The organism is Escherichia sp. Marseille-Q3837, assembly GCF_916618735.1.
GTDB classification, from domain to species: domain Bacteria; phylum Pseudomonadota; class Gammaproteobacteria; order Enterobacterales; family Enterobacteriaceae; genus Escherichia; species Escherichia ruysiae.
The window spans coordinates 4,098,530-4,115,143 of sequence record NZ_CAKAKC010000001.1; the positions used below are offsets into that span (position 1 = coordinate 4,098,530).

Consider the following 16,614-nt stretch of genomic DNA (forward strand, 5'->3'; position numbering starts at 1 on the left):
AGCAACAATGGCACTGCCAATTCTGTTAGATTGCGACCCAGGTCATGATGACGCTATCGCAATAGTTCTCGCCCTCGCCTCACCTGAGCTTGATGTCAAAGCAATTACGTCTTCCGCCGGAAACCAGACACCAGAAAAAACCTTACGCAATGTTCTGCGTATGCTGACCTTGCTTAATCGCACCGATATTCCGGTAGCAGGCGGCGCGGTGAAACCGTTAATGCGTGAGTTGATTATCGCCGACAACGTGCACGGCGAAAGTGGACTGGACGGTCCGGCATTACCGGAACCCGCATTTGCGCCGCAAAATTGCACGGCGGTGGAGCTGATGGCGAAAACGCTGCGCGAAAGTGCTGAACCCGTCACCATTGTCTCTACCGGACCGCAAACTAACGTCGCCTTGCTGCTCAATAGCCATCCGGAACTACATAGTAAAATCGCCCGTATCGTGATTATGGGCGGTGCAATGGGGCTTGGTAACTGGACGCCTGCGGCTGAATTTAATATTTACGTTGACCCGGAAGCGGCAGAAATTGTCTTCCAGTCAGGGATCCCGGTGGTGATGGCAGGTCTGGACGTCACTCACAAAGCGCAAATTCACGTTGAGGACACCGAGCGTTTCCGCGCGATTGGCAACCCGATTTCCACCATAGTTGCCGAACTGCTGGATTTCTTCCTCGAATATCATAAAGACGAAAAATGGGGCTTTGTTGGCGCACCGCTGCATGACCCATGCACCATCGCCTGGCTACTGAAACCTGAACTGTTCACCACCGTTGAACGCTGGGTCGGCGTGGAAACACAGGGGAAATATACCCAGGGTATGACGGTTGTTGATTATTATTATCTGACTGGCAATAAACCGAATGCCACCGTCATGGTCGATGTTGATCGTCAGGGCTTTGTTGATTTACTGGCTGAACGGCTTAAATTTTACGCTTAATAACTCGCCGGATGGCATCACGTCATCCGGCACTACCATTACGGCTCGAACGGGCGTCTCTGGAACTGGTCATGACCACATTTCGGGCATAGCGTTAGGACTTCCGGCGTGTAGATCGGGAGATGAAAGTGACATTTCTCGCAGACCAGATTCCCCAGCCCTACCACTTCTCCGCTGTGATAAACCCCGTGATGGTTGAGATCCTGGAAAACTTCGCGCCATTCAAGCTGCGTTTTATCGGTGATGTCCGCCAGTTCCTGCCAGAGGCTTTCTTTAATCACCCGCATAAAAACACTGTCAGACTCTTCTTTCAGGCTCTCTTCATAGCTCATGGCGAACTCTTCCAGGTCACGCCTGACAGCTCGCGTCAACTCATCGACCTCGGTTCGCGTTAACTCCCCTGTTTTTATTACGCGCTCACGCGCCTGTTCCACCAGTGCGTCGATATCACGTTCGCCATTGCGCAGGCGTTCGCTCAATGACGCGACCAGTTCACGGTAATATTGAGCAACCTTGTTCATCGTTTCATCTCCCGGGTCGTTAACTGACTATAATAATAGACGTTCTTTGTTCCTTACTTTGCTAATACGCCCACAAACTCTGTAAATTAATGTATGAATAATCCGGGCATCATTTCAACGTCGAGTGCGCGAAAGGCTGTTTTGACGCGGACGTTTGGGCTATGCTATGCGGATCTGAAAAACCACCTCAACGCTACATTTGTAGCCGTATTGAAAACAGGACCACTGGCTGCCATGCAAGAGCAATACCGCCCGGAAGAGATAGAATCCAAAGTACAGCTTCACTGGGATGAGAAGCGCACATTTGAAGTAACCGAAGACGAGAGCAAAGAGAAGTATTACTGCCTGTCTATGCTTCCCTATCCTTCTGGTCGACTACACATGGGCCACGTACGTAACTACACCATCGGTGACGTGATCGCCCGCTACCAGCGTATGCTGGGCAAAAACGTCCTGCAGCCGATCGGCTGGGACGCGTTTGGTCTGCCTGCGGAAGGCGCTGCGGTAAAAAACAACACCGCACCGGCACCGTGGACATACGACAACATCGCGTATATGAAAAACCAGCTCAAAATGCTGGGCTTTGGTTATGACTGGAGCCGCGAGCTGGCAACCTGTACGCCGGAATACTACCGTTGGGAACAGAAATTCTTCACCGAGCTGTATAAAAAAGGCCTGGTATATAAGAAGACTTCTGCGGTCAACTGGTGTCCGAACGACCAGACCGTACTGGCGAACGAACAGGTTATCGACGGCTGCTGCTGGCGCTGCGATACCAAAGTTGAACGTAAAGAGATCCCGCAGTGGTTTATCAAAATCACCGCTTACGCTGACGAACTGCTCAACGATCTGGATAAACTGGATCACTGGCCAGACACCGTTAAAACCATGCAGCGTAACTGGATCGGTCGTTCCGAAGGCGTGGAAATCACCTTCAACGTTAACGACTATGACAACACGCTGACCGTTTACACTACCCGCCCGGACACCTTTATGGGTTGTACTTATCTGGCGGTAGCGGCGGGTCATCCGCTGGCACAGAAAGCGGCAGAAAATAATCCTGAACTGGCGTCCTTTATCGACGAATGCCGTAACACCAAAGTTGCCGAAGCTGAAATGGCGACAATGGAGAAAAAAGGTGTCGATACCGGCTTTAAAGCGGTTCACCCATTAACGGGCGAAGAAATTCCGGTTTGGGCAGCAAACTTCGTATTGATGGAGTACGGCACTGGCGCAGTCATGGCGGTTCCGGGTCACGACCAGCGCGACTACGAGTTTGCCTCTAAATACGGCCTGAACATCAAGCCGGTTATCCTGGCGGCAGATGGTTCTGAACCGGATCTCTCCCAGCAAGCTCTGACTGAAAAAGGCGTGCTGTTCAACTCTGGTGAGTTCAACGGTCTTGACCATGAAGCGGCCTTTAACGCCATTGCCGACAAATTGACGGCAATGGGCGTTGGCGAGCGTAAAGTAAACTATCGCCTGCGCGACTGGGGTGTTTCCCGTCAGCGTTACTGGGGCGCACCGATTCCGATGGTGACGCTGGAGGACGGCACTGTGATGCCTACTCCGGACGACCAGTTGCCGGTGATCCTGCCGGAAGATGTGGTAATGGATGGTATTACCAGCCCGATCAAAGCAGATCCTGAGTGGGCGAAAACCACCGTTAATGGTATGCCGGCACTGCGTGAAACCGATACTTTCGACACCTTTATGGAGTCCTCCTGGTACTATGCGCGCTACACTTGCCCGGAGTACAAAGAGGGTATGCTGGATTCCAAAGCAGCTAACTACTGGCTGCCAGTGGATATCTACATTGGTGGTATCGAACACGCCATCATGCACCTGCTCTACTTCCGCTTCTTCCACAAACTGATGCGTGATGCAGGCATGGTGAACTCTGACGAGCCAGCGAAACAGCTGCTGTGTCAGGGTATGGTGCTGGCAGATGCCTTCTACTATGTAGGCGAAAACGGCGAACGTAACTGGGTTTCCCCGGTTGATGCTATCGTTGAGCGCGACGAGAAAGGCCGTATCGTGAAAGCGAAAGACGCGGCAGGCCATGAACTGGTGTATACCGGCATGAGCAAAATGTCCAAGTCGAAGAACAACGGTATCGACCCGCAGGTGATGGTTGAACGTTACGGCGCGGACACCGTTCGTCTGTTTATGATGTTCGCTTCTCCGGCGGATATGACTCTCGAATGGCAGGAGTCCGGCGTTGAAGGGGCTAACCGCTTCCTGAAACGTGTCTGGAAACTGGTTTACGAGCACACTGCGAAAGGTGATGTTGCGGCGCTGAACGTTGACGCACTGACTGAAGATCAGAAAGCTCTACGTCGTGATGTTCATAAAACTATCGCTAAAGTGACCGATGATATCGGTCGTCGTCAGACCTTCAACACCGCAATTGCGGCGATTATGGAGCTGATGAACAAACTGGCGAAAGCACCGACCGATGGTGAGCAGGATCGCGCTCTGATGCAGGAAGCACTGCTGGCCGTTGTCCGTATGCTTAACCCGTTCACCCCGCACATCTGCTTCACGCTGTGGCAGGAACTGAAAGGCGAAGGCGATATCGACAACGCGCCGTGGCCGGTTGCAGACGAGAAAGCGATGGTGGAAGATTCCACGCTGGTGGTGGTGCAGGTTAACGGTAAAGTCCGTGCCAAAATCACCGTTCCGGTAGATGCAACGGAAGAACAGGTTCGCGAACGTGCTGGCCAGGAACATCTGGTAGCAAAATATCTTGATGGCGTTACCGTGCGTAAAGTGATTTACGTACCGGGTAAACTCCTCAATCTGGTCGTTGGCTAAGCGCGGGAGGAAGCGTGCGATATCTGGCAACATTGTTGTTATCTCTGGCGGTGTTAATCACCGCCGGGTGTGGCTGGCATCTGCGTGATACCACGCAGGTTCCTTCCACTATGAAGGTCATGATCCTGGACTCTGGCGACCCGAACGGGCCGTTAAGCCGTGCGGTGCGTAATCAGTTGCGTCTGAACGGTGTTGAGTTGCTTGATAAAGAAACCACGCGTAAGGATGTTCCATCCCTGCGTTTGGGTAAAGTGAGCATCGCGAAAGATACCGCCTCGGTATTCCGTAACGGTCAAACAGCAGAGTATCAGATGATCATGACGGTTAATGCGACCGTGTTGATCCCTGGCCGTGACATCTACCCGATTAGCGCCAAAGTCTTCCGTTCGTTCTTCGATAACCCGCAAATGGCGTTAGCGAAAGATAATGAGCAAAGCATGATCATTCAAGAGATGTACGACCGTGCTGCCGAACAGCTGATACGTAAGCTGCCAAGCATCCGCGCTGCGGATATCCGTTCCGACGAAGATACGTCGAAAACAACGGATACTGCAGCAACGCCTGCACGCGTCTCTACTACGCTGGGTAACTGATGATTCGGTTGTACCCGGAACAACTCCGCGCGCAGCTCAATGAAGGGCTGCGCGCGGCGTATCTTTTGCTTGGTAACGATCCTCTGTTGTTGCAGGAAAGCCAGGACGCTGTTCGTCAGGTAGCTGCAGCACAAGGATTTGCAGAACACCACACTTTTTCCATTGATCCCAACACCGACTGGAATGCGATATTTTCGCTATGCCAGGCCATGAGCCTGTTCGCCAGTCGACAAACGCTATTGCTGCTGTTACCAGAAAACGGACCAAATGCGGCGATCAATGACCAACTTCTGACACTGACCGGACTGCTGCATGACGATTTGCTGCTGATCGTGCGCGGCAATAAATTAAGCAAAGCGCAGGAAAATGCTGCCTGGTTTACTGCTCTTGCTAATCGAAGCGTGCAGGTAACCTGTCAGACACCGGAGCAGGCTCAGCTTCCTCGCTGGGTTGCTGCGCGTGCAAAACAGCTCAACTTAGAACTGGATGACGCTGCAAATCAGATGCTCTGCTATTGTTATGAAGGTAACCTGCTGGCGCTGGCACAGGCGCTGGAGCGTTTATCGCTTCTCTGGCCGGACGGCAAACTGACATTACCGCGCGTTGAGCAGGCAGTGAATGATGCCGCGCATTTCACCCCTTTTCATTGGGTCGATGCTTTGTTGATGGGCAAAAGCAAGCGCGCATTGCACATTCTTCAGCAACTGCGTCTGGAAGGCAGCGAGCCGGTTATTTTGTTGCGCACATTACAACGTGAACTGTTGTTACTGGTTAATTTGAAACGTCAGTCTGCCCATATGCCGCTACGCGCGTTGTTTGATAAGCATCGCGTTTGGCAGAACCGGCGGGGCATGATGGGCGAGGCATTAAATCGCTTAAGCCAGCCGCAGTTACGTCAGGCCGTGCAACTTCTGACACGAACGGAACTCACCCTCAAACAAGATTACGGCCAGTCGGTGTGGGCAGATCTGGAGGGATTATCTCTTCTGTTGTGCCATAAACCACTGGCAGACGTATTTATCGATGGTTGATATGAAATCTTTACAGGCTCTGTTTGGCGGCACCTTCGATCCGGTGCACTATGGTCATCTTAAACCCGTGGAAACTCTGGCGAATCTGATTGGTCTGACGCAAGTGACTATCATCCCTAACAATGTTCCTCCGCATCGTCCACAGCCGGAAGCAAACAGCGCGCAGCGAAAACACATGCTTGAACTGGCTATTGCCGACAAACCACTGTTTACCCTTGATGAACGTGAGTTAAAGCGCAATGCCCCCTCTTACACTGCGCAAACACTCAAAGAGTGGCGACAGGAACAAGGTGACGATGTGCCACTGGCGTTTATTATTGGTCAGGATTCACTGCTGACTTTTCCCACCTGGTACGAATACGAAACAATTCTCGACAATGCGCATTTAATTGTCTGTCGGCGTCCCGGTTACCCGCTTGAAATGGCGCAACCACAATACCAGCAGTGGCTGGAAGATCATTTGACGCATAATCCAGAAGATCTGCACCTTCAGTCTGCCGGTAAAATTTACCTCGCTGAAACGCCGTGGTTTAACATCTCGGCGACCATCATCCGCGAACGCTTGCAAAACGGCGAATCATGTGAAGATTTGTTACCGGAATCGGTATTGACCTACATTAACCAACAAGGCTTGTATCGCTGATACCTGTCATCACGGAGGGAATGATGCGACTGTGGTTAATTCGTCACGGCGAAACGCAGGCAAATGTCGATGGATTGTACAGCGGTCATACGCCGACGCCACTGACTGCACGCGGTATCGAGCAAGCTCAAAGCCTGAATACCCTGTTGCGTGATGTTCCCTTCGATATGGTTTTATGTAGTGAGCTGGAACGCGCGCAGCATACCGCGCGGCTGGTTCTCAGTGACCGCCAGCTCCCTGTACAAACCGTCCCTGAGCTTAATGAAATGTTTTTTGGTGACTGGGAGATGCGGCATCATCGCGATTTGATGCAAGAAGATGCCGAAAACTATAGCGCATGGTGCAATGACTGGCAGTATGCCGTCCCAACTAACGGCGAAGGTTTTCAGGCGTTTTCGCAACGGGTAGAAAGGTTTATTGCCGGATTTGTTGAATATCAGCACCACAAAAATATATTAGTCATCAGCCATCAGGGCGTGTTGAGTCTGTTAATTGCACGCTTACTTGGTATGCCAGCCGGGGCGATGTGGCATTTTCGTGTAGACCAGGGCTGCTGGAGCGCCATTGAAATCAATGACGCATTCGCAACTCTACGTGTCCTCAATAGCCGTGCTATATGGCACAGGGATGCATGACTTTTCTGTTTTTTTGCATGTAAGGTGCAGCGCCCATTGACAGCCCCGGACAGGCTGATATTCTCCGCAGCCGGACTTTTTCCGCTAAACACGACTTTGTAGAAATTGTTTTACAAAAATGGCGATGCAATCTGCGGCGCTGGGTGGGATGATAGCCCACTTTCGAAAGCCGATTCGGCGACAATTGTCCCGAAATCGCCTCTGGTTCAGGTATACTGGCAGACCGTTTTTTATCTTTTTAATTCACCCAGGGGGAAAACTTGCAGGGTAAAGCACTCCAGGATTTTGTTATCGACAAAATTGATGACCTCAAAGGTCAGGACATCATCGCCTTAGACGTTCAGGGCAAATCCAGCATCACCGACTGCATGATCATCTGTACGGGTACGTCCAGCCGTCATGTTATGTCCATTGCTGACCACGTTGTGCAGGAGTCTCGTGCTGCTGGTCTATTGCCGCTCGGCGTAGAAGGTGAAAACAGCGCCGACTGGATTGTCGTTGATTTGGGCGAAGTTATTGTCCATGTCATGCAGGAAGAGAGCCGTCGCCTGTATGAACTGGAAAAACTCTGGAGTTAATGTGTGAAGCTGCAACTTGTGGCCGTGGGAACGAAAATGCCGGACTGGGTACAAACCGGTTTTACCGAGTACCTGCGTCGTTTTCCGAAAGATATGCCTTTTGAGCTGATTGAAATTCCGGCCGGGAAACGCGGCAAGAACGCGGACATCAAGCGCATACTCGACAAAGAGGGTGAGCAGATGCTGGCAGCCGCAGGCAAAAACCGCATTGTCACCCTCGACATTCCAGGCAAGCCCTGGGACACACCGCAGTTAGCCGCTGAACTGGAACGATGGAAGCTTGATGGCCGCGACGTCAGCCTGCTTATTGGCGGGCCTGAAGGGTTATCACCTGCCTGTAAAGCAGCGGCAGAACAAAGCTGGTCGCTTTCCGCGCTGACCCTCCCCCATCCGCTGGTTCGCGTACTGGTCGCAGAGAGTCTGTACCGGGCGTGGAGCATTACCACCAACCATCCTTATCACCGTGAGTGATAAGAAAGCTTTGAGTAGAAAACGCAGCGGATGAAACTACAGAACTCTTTTCGCGACTATACGGCAGAGTCCGCACTGTTTGTGCGCCGGGCTCTGGTCGCCTTTTTGGGAATTTTGCTGCTGACCGGCGTGCTTATCGCCAACCTGTATAATCTGCAAATTGTTCGTTTTACCGATTATCAGACCCGTTCTAATGAAAACCGCATCAAACTGGTGCCTATCGCCCCCAGTCGCGGCATTATCTACGATCGTAACGGCATCCCTCTGGCACTCAACCGCACTATCTATCAGGTAGAGATGATGCCGGAGAAAGTCGATAACGTGCAGCAAACGCTGGACGCTTTGCGCAGCGTGGTCGATCTGACCGATGATGATATCGCTGCATTCAGAAAAGAGCGCGCACGTTCACACCGTTTCACCTCGATTCCAGTGAAAACTAACCTGACTGAAGTACAGGTGGCGCGCTTTGCCGTCAATCAGTACCGTTTTCCGGGTGTCGAAGTTAAAGGCTATAAACGCCGTTACTATCCTTACGGTTCGGCGCTGACCCACGTCATCGGCTATGTGTCGAAAATCAACGATAAAGATGTCGAACGCCTGAATAATGACGGCAAACTAGCCAATTATGCGGCAACGCATGATATCGGTAAGCTAGGCATTGAGCGTTACTATGAAGATGTGTTGCACGGTCAGACCGGTTATGAAGAGGTTGAAGTTAACAACCGTGGTCGCGTCATCCGCCAGTTAAAAGAAGTACCGCCACAAGCCGGGCACGATATTTACCTGACGATAGATCTCAAACTCCAGCAGTATATTGAAACACTACTGGCAGGCAGCCGCGCGGCTGTGGTAGTCACCGATCCGCGCACAGGTGGTGTGCTGGCGCTGGTTTCCACGCCAAGCTATGACCCAAACTTGTTTGTTGACGGTATATCCAGCAAAGATTATTCCGCATTGCTGAACGACCCGAACACACCGCTGGTGAACCGAGCCACGCAGGGGGTTTATCCACCGGCGTCTACGGTTAAACCTTATGTAGCAGTTTCAGCATTAAGTGCTGGGGTGATCACGCGCAATACTACGCTGTTTGACCCAGGCTGGTGGCAGCTGCCTGGTTCGGAAAAACGTTACCGTGACTGGAAAAAATGGGGTCACGGACGCCTGAATGTCACAAGATCGCTGGAAGAATCTGCGGATACCTTCTTCTATCAAGTGGCCTACGATATGGGGATCGATCGTCTTTCCGAATGGATGGGTAAATTCGGTTATGGCCATTACACCGGTATCGACCTGGCAGAAGAACGTTCCGGCAACATGCCTACCCGCGAATGGAAACAGAAACGCTTTAAAAAACCGTGGTATCAGGGTGACACCATTCCGGTCGGTATCGGTCAGGGTTACTGGACAGCGACCCCAATCCAGATGAGTAAGGCACTGATGATCCTGATTAATGACGGTGTCGTGAAAGTTCCGCATTTGCTGATGAGCACCGCCGAAGACGGCAAACAGGTGCCATGGGTACAACCGCATGAACCGCCAGTTGGCGATATTCATTCCGGTTACTGGGAGCTGGCGAAAGACGGTATGTACGGGGTTGCTAACCGCCCTAACGGTACGGCGCATAAATACTTTGCCAGCGCACCGTACAAAATTGCGGCGAAATCTGGTACGGCTCAGGTATTCGGTCTGAAAGCGAACGAAACCTATAATGCGCACAAAATTGCTGAGCGTCTGCGTGACCACAAATTAATGACCGCCTTTGCGCCGTATAACAATCCGCAAGTGGCTGTCGCCATGATTCTGGAGAACGGCGGCGCGGGTCCGGCGGTCGGTACGCTGATGCGCCAGATCCTCGACCACATTATGCTGGGCGATAACAACACCGATCTGCCTGCGGAAAACCCAGCGGTTACCGCAGCGGAGGACCATTAATCATGACGGATAATCCGAATAAAAAAACATTCTGGGATAAAGTCCATCTTGATCCCACGATGCTGCTGATTTTACTGGCATTGCTGGTCTACAGTGCTCTGGTAATCTGGAGTGCCAGCGGCCAGGATATCGGCATGATGGAGCGTAAAATCGGTCAGATCGCAATGGGTCTGGTCATTATGGTGGTAATGGCGCAAATCCCTCCGCGCGTTTATGAGGGCTGGGCGCCCTATCTCTATATCATCTGTATTATTTTGCTGGTAGCAGTAGATGCCTTTGGCGCCATCTCCAAAGGTGCTCAACGCTGGCTGGATCTCGGTATCGTTCGTTTCCAGCCGTCGGAAATTGCCAAAATAGCTGTGCCGCTGATGGTGGCACGCTTTATCAACCGCGACGTTTGTCCTCCGTCGTTAAAAAATACCGCCATCGCCCTGGTGCTGATATTTATGCCCACGCTGCTGGTCGCAGCGCAGCCTGACCTGGGGACGTCAATTCTCGTTGCGCTTTCCGGTCTGTTCGTACTGTTCCTCTCTGGCCTTAGCTGGCGCCTGATCGGCGTTGCAGTGGTGCTGGTAGCAGCGTTCATTCCGATTCTGTGGTTCTTCCTGATGCATGATTACCAGCGCCAGCGCGTAATGATGCTCCTCGACCCAGAATCAGACCCTCTTGGCGCGGGCTATCACATTATTCAGTCTAAAATAGCTATTGGCTCCGGCGGATTACGCGGCAAAGGCTGGCTGCACGGCACTCAGTCACAGCTTGAATTTCTGCCCGAACGCCATACCGACTTTATCTTCGCAGTACTGGCAGAAGAACTGGGATTAGTGGGTATTTTGATTCTGCTCGCTCTCTATATTCTGCTAATTATGCGCGGACTGTGGATAGCCGCCAGAGCGCAAACCACCTTTGGTCGCGTCATGGCTGGCGGTTTAATGCTGATATTATTCGTTTATGTCTTCGTAAATATTGGTATGGTAAGCGGTATTCTGCCGGTTGTAGGGGTTCCGCTCCCACTGGTCAGTTATGGAGGATCGGCGCTAATTGTGCTGATGGCTGGGTTTGGGATTGTAATGTCAATCCACACCCACAGGAAAATGTTGTCGAAAAGCGTGTAAGAGGTGCGCAATGCGTAAGCAGTGGCTCGTGATCTGCATCGCGGCAGGAATGCTCGCGGCATGTACAAGCGATGATGGTCAGCAACAGACGGTAAGTGTACCGCAGCCTGCGGTATGTAACGGCCCAATAGTTGAGATTGGCGGGGCAGAACCGCGTTTCGAACCACTGAACGCGACAGCGAATCAGGATTACCAGCGCGATGGCAAAAGCTACAAAATCGTGCAGGATCCCTCACGCTTTAGTCAGGCTGGCCTGGCGGCTATTTATGATGCCGAACCGGGCAGCAATCTGACGGCCTCAGGTGAAGCGTTCGATCCGATGCAGCTAACAGCGGCACATCCGACGCTGCCGATCCCCAGCTACGCGCGAATCACGAACCTGGCTAATGGTCGGATGATTGTGGTGCGCATTAACGATCGTGGTCCCTACGGCAACGATCGCGTAATTTCACTTTCCCGCGCGGCAGCCGACCGTCTTAACACCTCGAACAACACCAAAGTTCGTATCGATCCGATTATCGTCGCCCAGGATGGTTCTCTTTCTGGTCCAGGCATGGCTTGTACCACTGTCGCCAAACAGACTTATGCCCTGCCAGCGCCCCCCGACTTAAGCGGCGGAGCGGGAACAAATTCAGTATCTGGCCCGCAGGGTGATATTCTTCCGGTCAGCAATTCGACGCTGAAAAGTGAAGATCCGACCGGCGCGCCTGTCACCAGCAGCGGTTTCCTCGGCGCACCAACCACCTTAGCGCCTGGTGTACTGGAAGGCAGTGAACCGACGCCGACACCACAGCCAGTGGTCACAGCACCGGCTTCAACGCCTGCAACAACACCTGCAACAACACCTGCAATGGTGACACCGCAAGCTGCTTCGCAAAATGCCAGCGGTAACTTTATGGTGCAAGTCGGTGCTGTTAGCGATCAGGCTCGCGCTCAACAGTATCAACAGCAGTTAGGACAGAAGTTCGGCGTCCCCGGTCGAGTGACCCAAAACGGCGCAGTCTGGCGGATCCAGCTTGGCCCATTTGCCAGCAAAGCCGAAGCCAGTACCTTGCAGCAACGTTTACAAACCGAAGCCCAATTACAGTCATTTATTACCACCGCGCAATAGCGTAAAGCAGGCAACTGAAGTGTCAATTTCTGTAAATGACGTTAACAAAGTCACGCGGAAAGTCAGATGCCTGTCGGTAGTGCATTTGCTATAGTAGGGCACTTTTTTTAATTCCATCACGGATGTCGTAGTTCAGACCATGAATACCATTTCTTCCGCTCGTATCATGAAGCGCCTGGCGCTCACCACGGCTCTTTGCACAGCCTTTATCTCTGCTGCACATGCCGATGACCTGAATATCAAAACTATGATCCCGGGTGTACCGCAGATCGACGCGGAGTCCTACATCCTGATCGACTATAACTCCGGCAAAGTGCTCGCCGAACAGAACGCAGATGTCCGCCGCGATCCTGCCAGCCTGACCAAAATGATGACCAGCTACGTTATCGGCCAGGCAATGAAAGCCGGTAAATTTAAAGAAACTGATTTAGTGACCATCGGCAACGACGCCTGGGCTACCGGTAACCCGGTGTTTAAAGGTTCTTCGCTGATGTTCCTCAAACCTGGTATGCAGGTTCCAGTTTCGCAGCTTATCCGTGGTATTAACCTGCAATCCGGTAACGATGCTTGTGTTGCTATGGCAGACTTTGCCGCCGGTAGTCAGGATGCTTTTGTTGGCCTGATGAACAGCTACGTTAACGCGCTGGGTCTGAAAAATACCCATTTCCAGACCGTACACGGTCTCGACGCTGACGGTCAGTACAGCTCTGCACGAGATATGGCGCTGATCGGTCAGGCGCTGATTCGTGACGTGCCAAATGAATACTCTATCTATAAAGAGAAAGAGTTCACCTTTAACGGTATTCGTCAGCTCAACCGTAACGGCCTGCTGTGGGATAACAGCCTGAATGTTGACGGTATCAAAACCGGTCATACTGACAAGGCAGGTTACAACCTTGTTGCTTCCGCGACAGAAGGTCAGATGCGTCTGATCTCCGCAGTCATGGGCGGACGCACTTTCAAAGGCCGTGAAGCCGAAAGTAAAAAACTGCTGACCTGGGGCTTCCGTTTCTTCGAAACCGTTAACCCGCTGAAAGTAGGCAAAGAGTTCGCCTCTGAACCGGTTTGGTTTGGTGATTCTGATCGCGCTTCGTTAGGTGTTGATAAAGACGTTTACCTGACCATCCCACGTGGCCGCATGAAAGACCTGAAAGCCAGCTACGTGCTGAACAGCAGTGAGCTTCATGCGCCGCTGCAAAAGAATCAGGTCGTTGGTACTATTAACTTCCAGCTTGACGGTAAAACCATTGAGCAACGTCCGCTGGTGGTGTTGCAGGAAATCCCGGAAGGCAACTTCTTCGGCAAAATCATTGATTACATTAAATTAATGTTCCATCACTGGTTTGGTTAAAAATTGAACACTTGAAAGTGTGATTTCCGCCCCCATATACTAAGCATCAGTAAAAACTCCCGCCTTCTGGCGGGAGTTGCTATTTAATTACGTTACGCCGGAGCTGACATGAAAACCAAACTTAACGAACTGCTTGAATTCCCTACTCCTTTTACTTACAAAGTTATGGGGCAGGCGTTACCTGAGCTGGTTGATCAGGTGGTTGAAGTGGTACAGCGCCATGCGCCAGGTGACTACACCCCAACGGTAAAACCAAGCAGCAAAGGCAACTACCACTCGGTATCTATCACTATCAACGCCACTCATATCGAGCAGGTTGAAACACTGTATGAAGAACTGGGCAAAATCGATATTGTCCGCATGGTTCTGTAACTCGCTTTACCATTACCCGGCCTCCTGGTCGGGTAACTCCCCTCCCTCCTCTGTGATATACTTTTTCTCCACTTTTACTCATTCTCCACGGAGATGCCGTTTTGTATCAGGATAAAATTCTTGTCCGCCAGCTCGGTCTTCAGCCTTACGAGCCAATCTCCCAGGCTATGCATGAATTCACCGATACCCGCGATGAAAGTACCCTTGATGAGATCTGGCTGGTCGAGCACTATCCGGTATTCACGCAGGGACAAGCAGGAAAAGCGGAGCATATTTTAATGCCGGGTGATATTCCGGTGATCCAGAGCGACCGTGGCGGTCAGGTGACTTATCACGGCCCAGGTCAGCAGGTAATGTACGTTTTGTTTAATCTTAAACGCCGCAAACTGGGTGTGCGTGAGCTGGTGACCTTACTCGAACAAACGGTTGTAAATACCCTGGCTGAACTGGATATTGATGCACATCCTCGTGCAGATGCTCCGGGTGTCTATGTCGGGGAAAAGAAAATTTGCTCGCTCGGCTTACGTATTCGTCGCGGTTGTTCATTCCACGGCCTGGCATTAAACGTCAATATGGATCTTTCGCCATTTTTACGCATTAACCCTTGTGGGTATGCGGGAATGGAAATGGCTAAAATATCGCAATGGAGACCTGATGCAACAACCGACAATGTTGCGCCACGCTTGCTGAGAAATATTTTAGCCCTGCTAAATAATCCTGCCGTAGAATATATATCTGCTTAACGACGCTCATAAATGACCCAACTTGTACTGGGTCATTACTCATGCCCACATTTATGTCCTCTTTAACCGTTGCAGGCCTCTGGAGAAATAGCTCTTTTCAGCATTAAATGAGGGGCAAATGGATTTTGCTGTCTATTACAACACATTCATCCAGCGTGCTCAGACTTCATGAGTGATTGATGTTACCGACAACGTCATTTGAAAAAATTATTGTTACAGCCAGATCACAGAGATAAACGACAAAATGGCACAAACCAACAACAATTTTACATTTTCGCGACCGCTTTGGCTGCTTTCTGGACCGTTTCAATGATATACTGCCAGTCGTTAATTCAAAAATAGTTGATAATTACAACAATCTATTGAGTTGAACGCTTTCCTTCGTAATTCGCAACTGGAACACGCACGCTATGAGTAAACCCATTGTGATGGAACGCGGTGTAAAATACCGCGATGCCGATAAGATGGCCCTTATCCCGGTTAAAAACGTGGCAACAGAGCGCGAAGCCCTGCTGCGCAAGCCGGAATGGATGAAAATCAAGCTTCCTGCAGACTCTACACGTATCCAGGGCATCAAAGCCGCAATGCGCAAAAATGGCCTGCATTCTGTCTGCGAGGAAGCCTCCTGCCCTAACCTGGCAGAATGCTTCAACCACGGTACAGCAACGTTTATGATCCTCGGCGCTATTTGTACCCGCCGTTGTCCGTTCTGTGACGTTGCCCACGGTCGCCCGGTAGCTCCGGATGCCAATGAGCCGGTGAAACTGGCGCAGACCATTGCCGATATGGCACTGCGTTATGTGGTTATCACCTCCGTTGACCGTGACGACCTGCGCGATGGCGGTGCCCAGCACTTTGCGGATTGCATTACTGCCATTCGGGAAAAAAGCCCGGAAATCAAAATTGAAACTCTGGTGCCGGATTTCCGTGGTCGTATGGATCGCGCGCTGGATATTCTGACCGCCACGCCGCCAGACGTGTTCAACCACAACCTGGAAAACGTGCCGCGTATTTACCGTCAGGTACGCCCGGGCGCGGATTACAACTGGTCGCTGAAACTTTTAGAACGCTTTAAAGAAGCGCATCCGGAAATCCCGACCAAATCGGGTTTAATGGTGGGTCTGGGCGAAACCAATGAAGAAATTATTGAAGTGATGCGAGATCTGCGTCGTCATGGTGTGACCATGTTAACGCTGGGGCAATATTTGCAGCCAAGCCGCCATCACCTGCCAGTTCAACGTTACGTTAGCCCGGATGAGTTCGACGAAATGAAAGCCGAGGCACTGGCGATGGGCTTTACCCATGCTGCATGTGGTCCGTTTGTCCGTTCTTCCTACCACGCTGATTTGCAGGCGAAAGGGATGGAAGTTAAGTAATCCCGTAATAATTACTTACATCTGTCTGATAAAAACCCGCTATCTGAAGCGGGTTTTTTTATCGAACAAGATATAGAGGGAGCGTCCTGCTCGCCACGTCACTCTTTATGAGAGAGCTTTTCAGCCTGAAGATCAACGTCTGCGCCTTTCTTCGCCGCAGCATCGTCATCATTCATCGCTTTCTTGAATCCTTTGATAGCCGCTCCAAGGTCTCCGCCCAGCGTACGTAACTTCTTAGTCCCAAACAGCAGAACGACCAGTGCCGCAACGACCAGCAGTTTGGTAATACTAATCTCACCCATAGATACCTTCTTGACATAAAACCGGCAACAGAACGCGCCTTAAAAACCAGAGAATATTAACGGTCATTCGACGCGCGCAC

Annotated in this window: 17 protein-coding genes; 15 read left to right on the plus strand and 2 right to left on the minus strand. The window is 51.4% G+C overall.

What is annotated here, in order from left to right:
• Positions 1 to 7 precede the first annotated feature (7 nt).
• Positions 8 to 943 (plus strand): pyrimidine-specific ribonucleoside hydrolase RihA, encoded by a 936-nt coding sequence (rihA, locus tag LG381_RS19795; protein WP_225762818.1) that lies wholly within the window; start codon positions 8 to 10, stop codon positions 941 to 943.
• 38 nt (positions 944 to 981) lie between these two features.
• Here the strand turns inward: rihA and LG381_RS19800 are convergent, their stop codons facing one another.
• Positions 982 to 1,464, minus strand: coding sequence for a zinc ribbon-containing protein (locus tag LG381_RS19800; RefSeq protein ID WP_001044880.1), 483 nt, complete (start codon positions 1,462 to 1,464; stop codon positions 982 to 984).
• Positions 1,465 to 1,698: 234 nt separating this feature from the next.
• On the opposite strand from LG381_RS19800, the gene leuS reads away from it, so the two are divergent.
• The 14 genes from leuS (at position 1,699) to lipA (ending at position 16,232) form a co-directional block, all read left to right on the plus strand.
• Positions 1,699 to 4,281 carry a leucine--tRNA ligase gene (gene leuS / locus LG381_RS19805; protein ID WP_010346551.1) on the plus strand — a complete coding sequence of 861 codons (2,583 nt, stop codon included), beginning with the start codon at positions 1,699 to 1,701 and terminating at the stop codon, positions 4,279 to 4,281.
• A gap of 14 nt (positions 4,282 to 4,295) precedes the next feature.
• Positions 4,296 to 4,874 (plus strand): LPS assembly lipoprotein LptE, encoded by a 579-nt coding sequence (gene lptE, locus LG381_RS19810; RefSeq protein WP_001269676.1) that lies wholly within the window; start codon positions 4,296 to 4,298, stop codon positions 4,872 to 4,874.
• A complete protein-coding gene (gene holA / locus LG381_RS19815; protein ID WP_000620515.1) occupies positions 4,874 to 5,905 on the plus strand; it encodes a DNA polymerase III subunit delta in 1,032 nt (343 codons plus the stop codon). The genes lptE and holA overlap by 1 nt, the downstream gene beginning before the upstream one ends.
• Before the next feature lies 1 nt (position 5,906).
• Entirely contained in the window at positions 5,907 to 6,548 is a 642-nt protein-coding gene (gene nadD / locus LG381_RS19820) for a nicotinate-nucleotide adenylyltransferase (protein ID WP_024165169.1), read from the plus strand.
• A 23-nt stretch (positions 6,549 to 6,571) separates the two neighbouring features.
• On the plus strand, positions 6,572 to 7,183 hold the full coding sequence (locus LG381_RS19825) for an adenosylcobalamin/alpha-ribazole phosphatase (RefSeq protein WP_225762997.1): 612 nt from the start codon (positions 6,572 to 6,574) through the stop codon (positions 7,181 to 7,183).
• 260 nt (positions 7,184 to 7,443) lie between these two features.
• The gene (gene rsfS, locus LG381_RS19830; RefSeq protein ID WP_001161665.1) at positions 7,444 to 7,761 is read left to right on the plus strand and encodes a ribosome silencing factor; all 318 of its coding nucleotides are present in this window, start codon (positions 7,444 to 7,446) and stop codon (positions 7,759 to 7,761) included.
• A 3-nt stretch (positions 7,762 to 7,764) separates the two neighbouring features.
• Positions 7,765 to 8,232 carry a 23S rRNA (pseudouridine(1915)-N(3))-methyltransferase RlmH gene (gene rlmH, locus LG381_RS19835; protein ID WP_000776104.1) on the plus strand — a complete coding sequence of 156 codons (468 nt, stop codon included), beginning with the start codon at positions 7,765 to 7,767 and terminating at the stop codon, positions 8,230 to 8,232.
• Positions 8,233 to 8,262: 30 nt separating this feature from the next.
• Positions 8,263 to 10,164 carry a peptidoglycan DD-transpeptidase MrdA gene (gene mrdA, locus LG381_RS19840; protein ID WP_000776207.1) on the plus strand — a complete coding sequence of 634 codons (1,902 nt, stop codon included), beginning with the start codon at positions 8,263 to 8,265 and terminating at the stop codon, positions 10,162 to 10,164.
• Between the two features lie 2 nt (positions 10,165 to 10,166).
• Positions 10,167 to 11,279, plus strand: a complete 1,113-nt coding sequence (mrdB, locus tag LG381_RS19845) for a peptidoglycan glycosyltransferase MrdB (protein WP_000131717.1) — start codon at positions 10,167 to 10,169, stop codon at positions 11,277 to 11,279.
• A gap of 10 nt (positions 11,280 to 11,289) precedes the next feature.
• Positions 11,290 to 12,390, plus strand: coding sequence for an endolytic peptidoglycan transglycosylase RlpA (rlpA, locus tag LG381_RS19850; protein ID WP_225762819.1), 1,101 nt, complete (start codon positions 11,290 to 11,292; stop codon positions 12,388 to 12,390).
• Positions 12,391 to 12,529: 139 nt separating this feature from the next.
• Entirely contained in the window at positions 12,530 to 13,741 is a 1,212-nt protein-coding gene (dacA, locus tag LG381_RS19855; protein ID WP_001092444.1) for a D-alanyl-D-alanine carboxypeptidase DacA, read from the plus strand.
• Positions 13,742 to 13,849: 108 nt separating this feature from the next.
• Positions 13,850 to 14,113, plus strand: a complete 264-nt coding sequence (ybeD, locus tag LG381_RS19860; RefSeq protein ID WP_000850550.1) for a DUF493 family protein YbeD — start codon at positions 13,850 to 13,852, stop codon at positions 14,111 to 14,113.
• Positions 14,114 to 14,214: 101 nt separating this feature from the next.
• On the plus strand, positions 14,215 to 14,856 hold the full coding sequence (lipB, locus tag LG381_RS19865; RefSeq protein ID WP_000284039.1) for a lipoyl(octanoyl) transferase LipB: 642 nt from the start codon (positions 14,215 to 14,217) through the stop codon (positions 14,854 to 14,856).
• Positions 14,857 to 15,266: 410 nt separating this feature from the next.
• Positions 15,267 to 16,232, plus strand: a complete 966-nt coding sequence (lipA, locus tag LG381_RS19870) for a lipoyl synthase (RefSeq protein WP_000042625.1) — start codon at positions 15,267 to 15,269, stop codon at positions 16,230 to 16,232.
• 98 nt (positions 16,233 to 16,330) lie between these two features.
• Here the strand turns inward: lipA and tatE are convergent, their stop codons facing one another.
• Positions 16,331 to 16,534, minus strand: a complete 204-nt coding sequence (tatE, locus tag LG381_RS19875) for a twin-arginine translocase subunit TatE (RefSeq protein ID WP_000503931.1) — start codon at positions 16,532 to 16,534, stop codon at positions 16,331 to 16,333.
• Positions 16,535 to 16,614 lie beyond the last annotated feature (80 nt).

Excerpts from the sequence above, each read along its gene's own strand:
- rihA (WP_225762818.1), top strand. The coding sequence starts at position 8 with ATGGCACTGCCAATTCTGTTAGATTGCGACCCAGGTCATGATGACGCT.
- LG381_RS19800 (WP_001044880.1), bottom strand. The coding sequence starts at position 1,464 with ATGAACAAGGTTGCTCAATATTACCGTGAACTGGTCGCGTCATTGAGC.
- leuS (WP_010346551.1), top strand. The coding sequence starts at position 1,699 with ATGCAAGAGCAATACCGCCCGGAAGAGATAGAATCCAAAGTACAGCTT.
- holA (WP_000620515.1), top strand. The coding sequence starts at position 4,874 with ATGATTCGGTTGTACCCGGAACAACTCCGCGCGCAGCTCAATGAAGGG.
- nadD (WP_024165169.1), top strand. The coding sequence starts at position 5,907 with ATGAAATCTTTACAGGCTCTGTTTGGCGGCACCTTCGATCCGGTGCAC.
- LG381_RS19825 (WP_225762997.1), top strand. The coding sequence starts at position 6,572 with ATGCGACTGTGGTTAATTCGTCACGGCGAAACGCAGGCAAATGTCGAT.
- mrdA (WP_000776207.1), top strand. The coding sequence starts at position 8,263 with ATGAAACTACAGAACTCTTTTCGCGACTATACGGCAGAGTCCGCACTG.
- mrdB (WP_000131717.1), top strand. The coding sequence starts at position 10,167 with ATGACGGATAATCCGAATAAAAAAACATTCTGGGATAAAGTCCATCTT.
- rlpA (WP_225762819.1), top strand. The coding sequence starts at position 11,290 with ATGCGTAAGCAGTGGCTCGTGATCTGCATCGCGGCAGGAATGCTCGCG.
- dacA (WP_001092444.1), top strand. The coding sequence starts at position 12,530 with ATGAATACCATTTCTTCCGCTCGTATCATGAAGCGCCTGGCGCTCACC.
- ybeD (WP_000850550.1), top strand. The coding sequence starts at position 13,850 with ATGAAAACCAAACTTAACGAACTGCTTGAATTCCCTACTCCTTTTACT.
- lipA (WP_000042625.1), top strand. The coding sequence starts at position 15,267 with ATGAGTAAACCCATTGTGATGGAACGCGGTGTAAAATACCGCGATGCC.
- tatE (WP_000503931.1), bottom strand. The coding sequence starts at position 16,534 with ATGGGTGAGATTAGTATTACCAAACTGCTGGTCGTTGCGGCACTGGTC.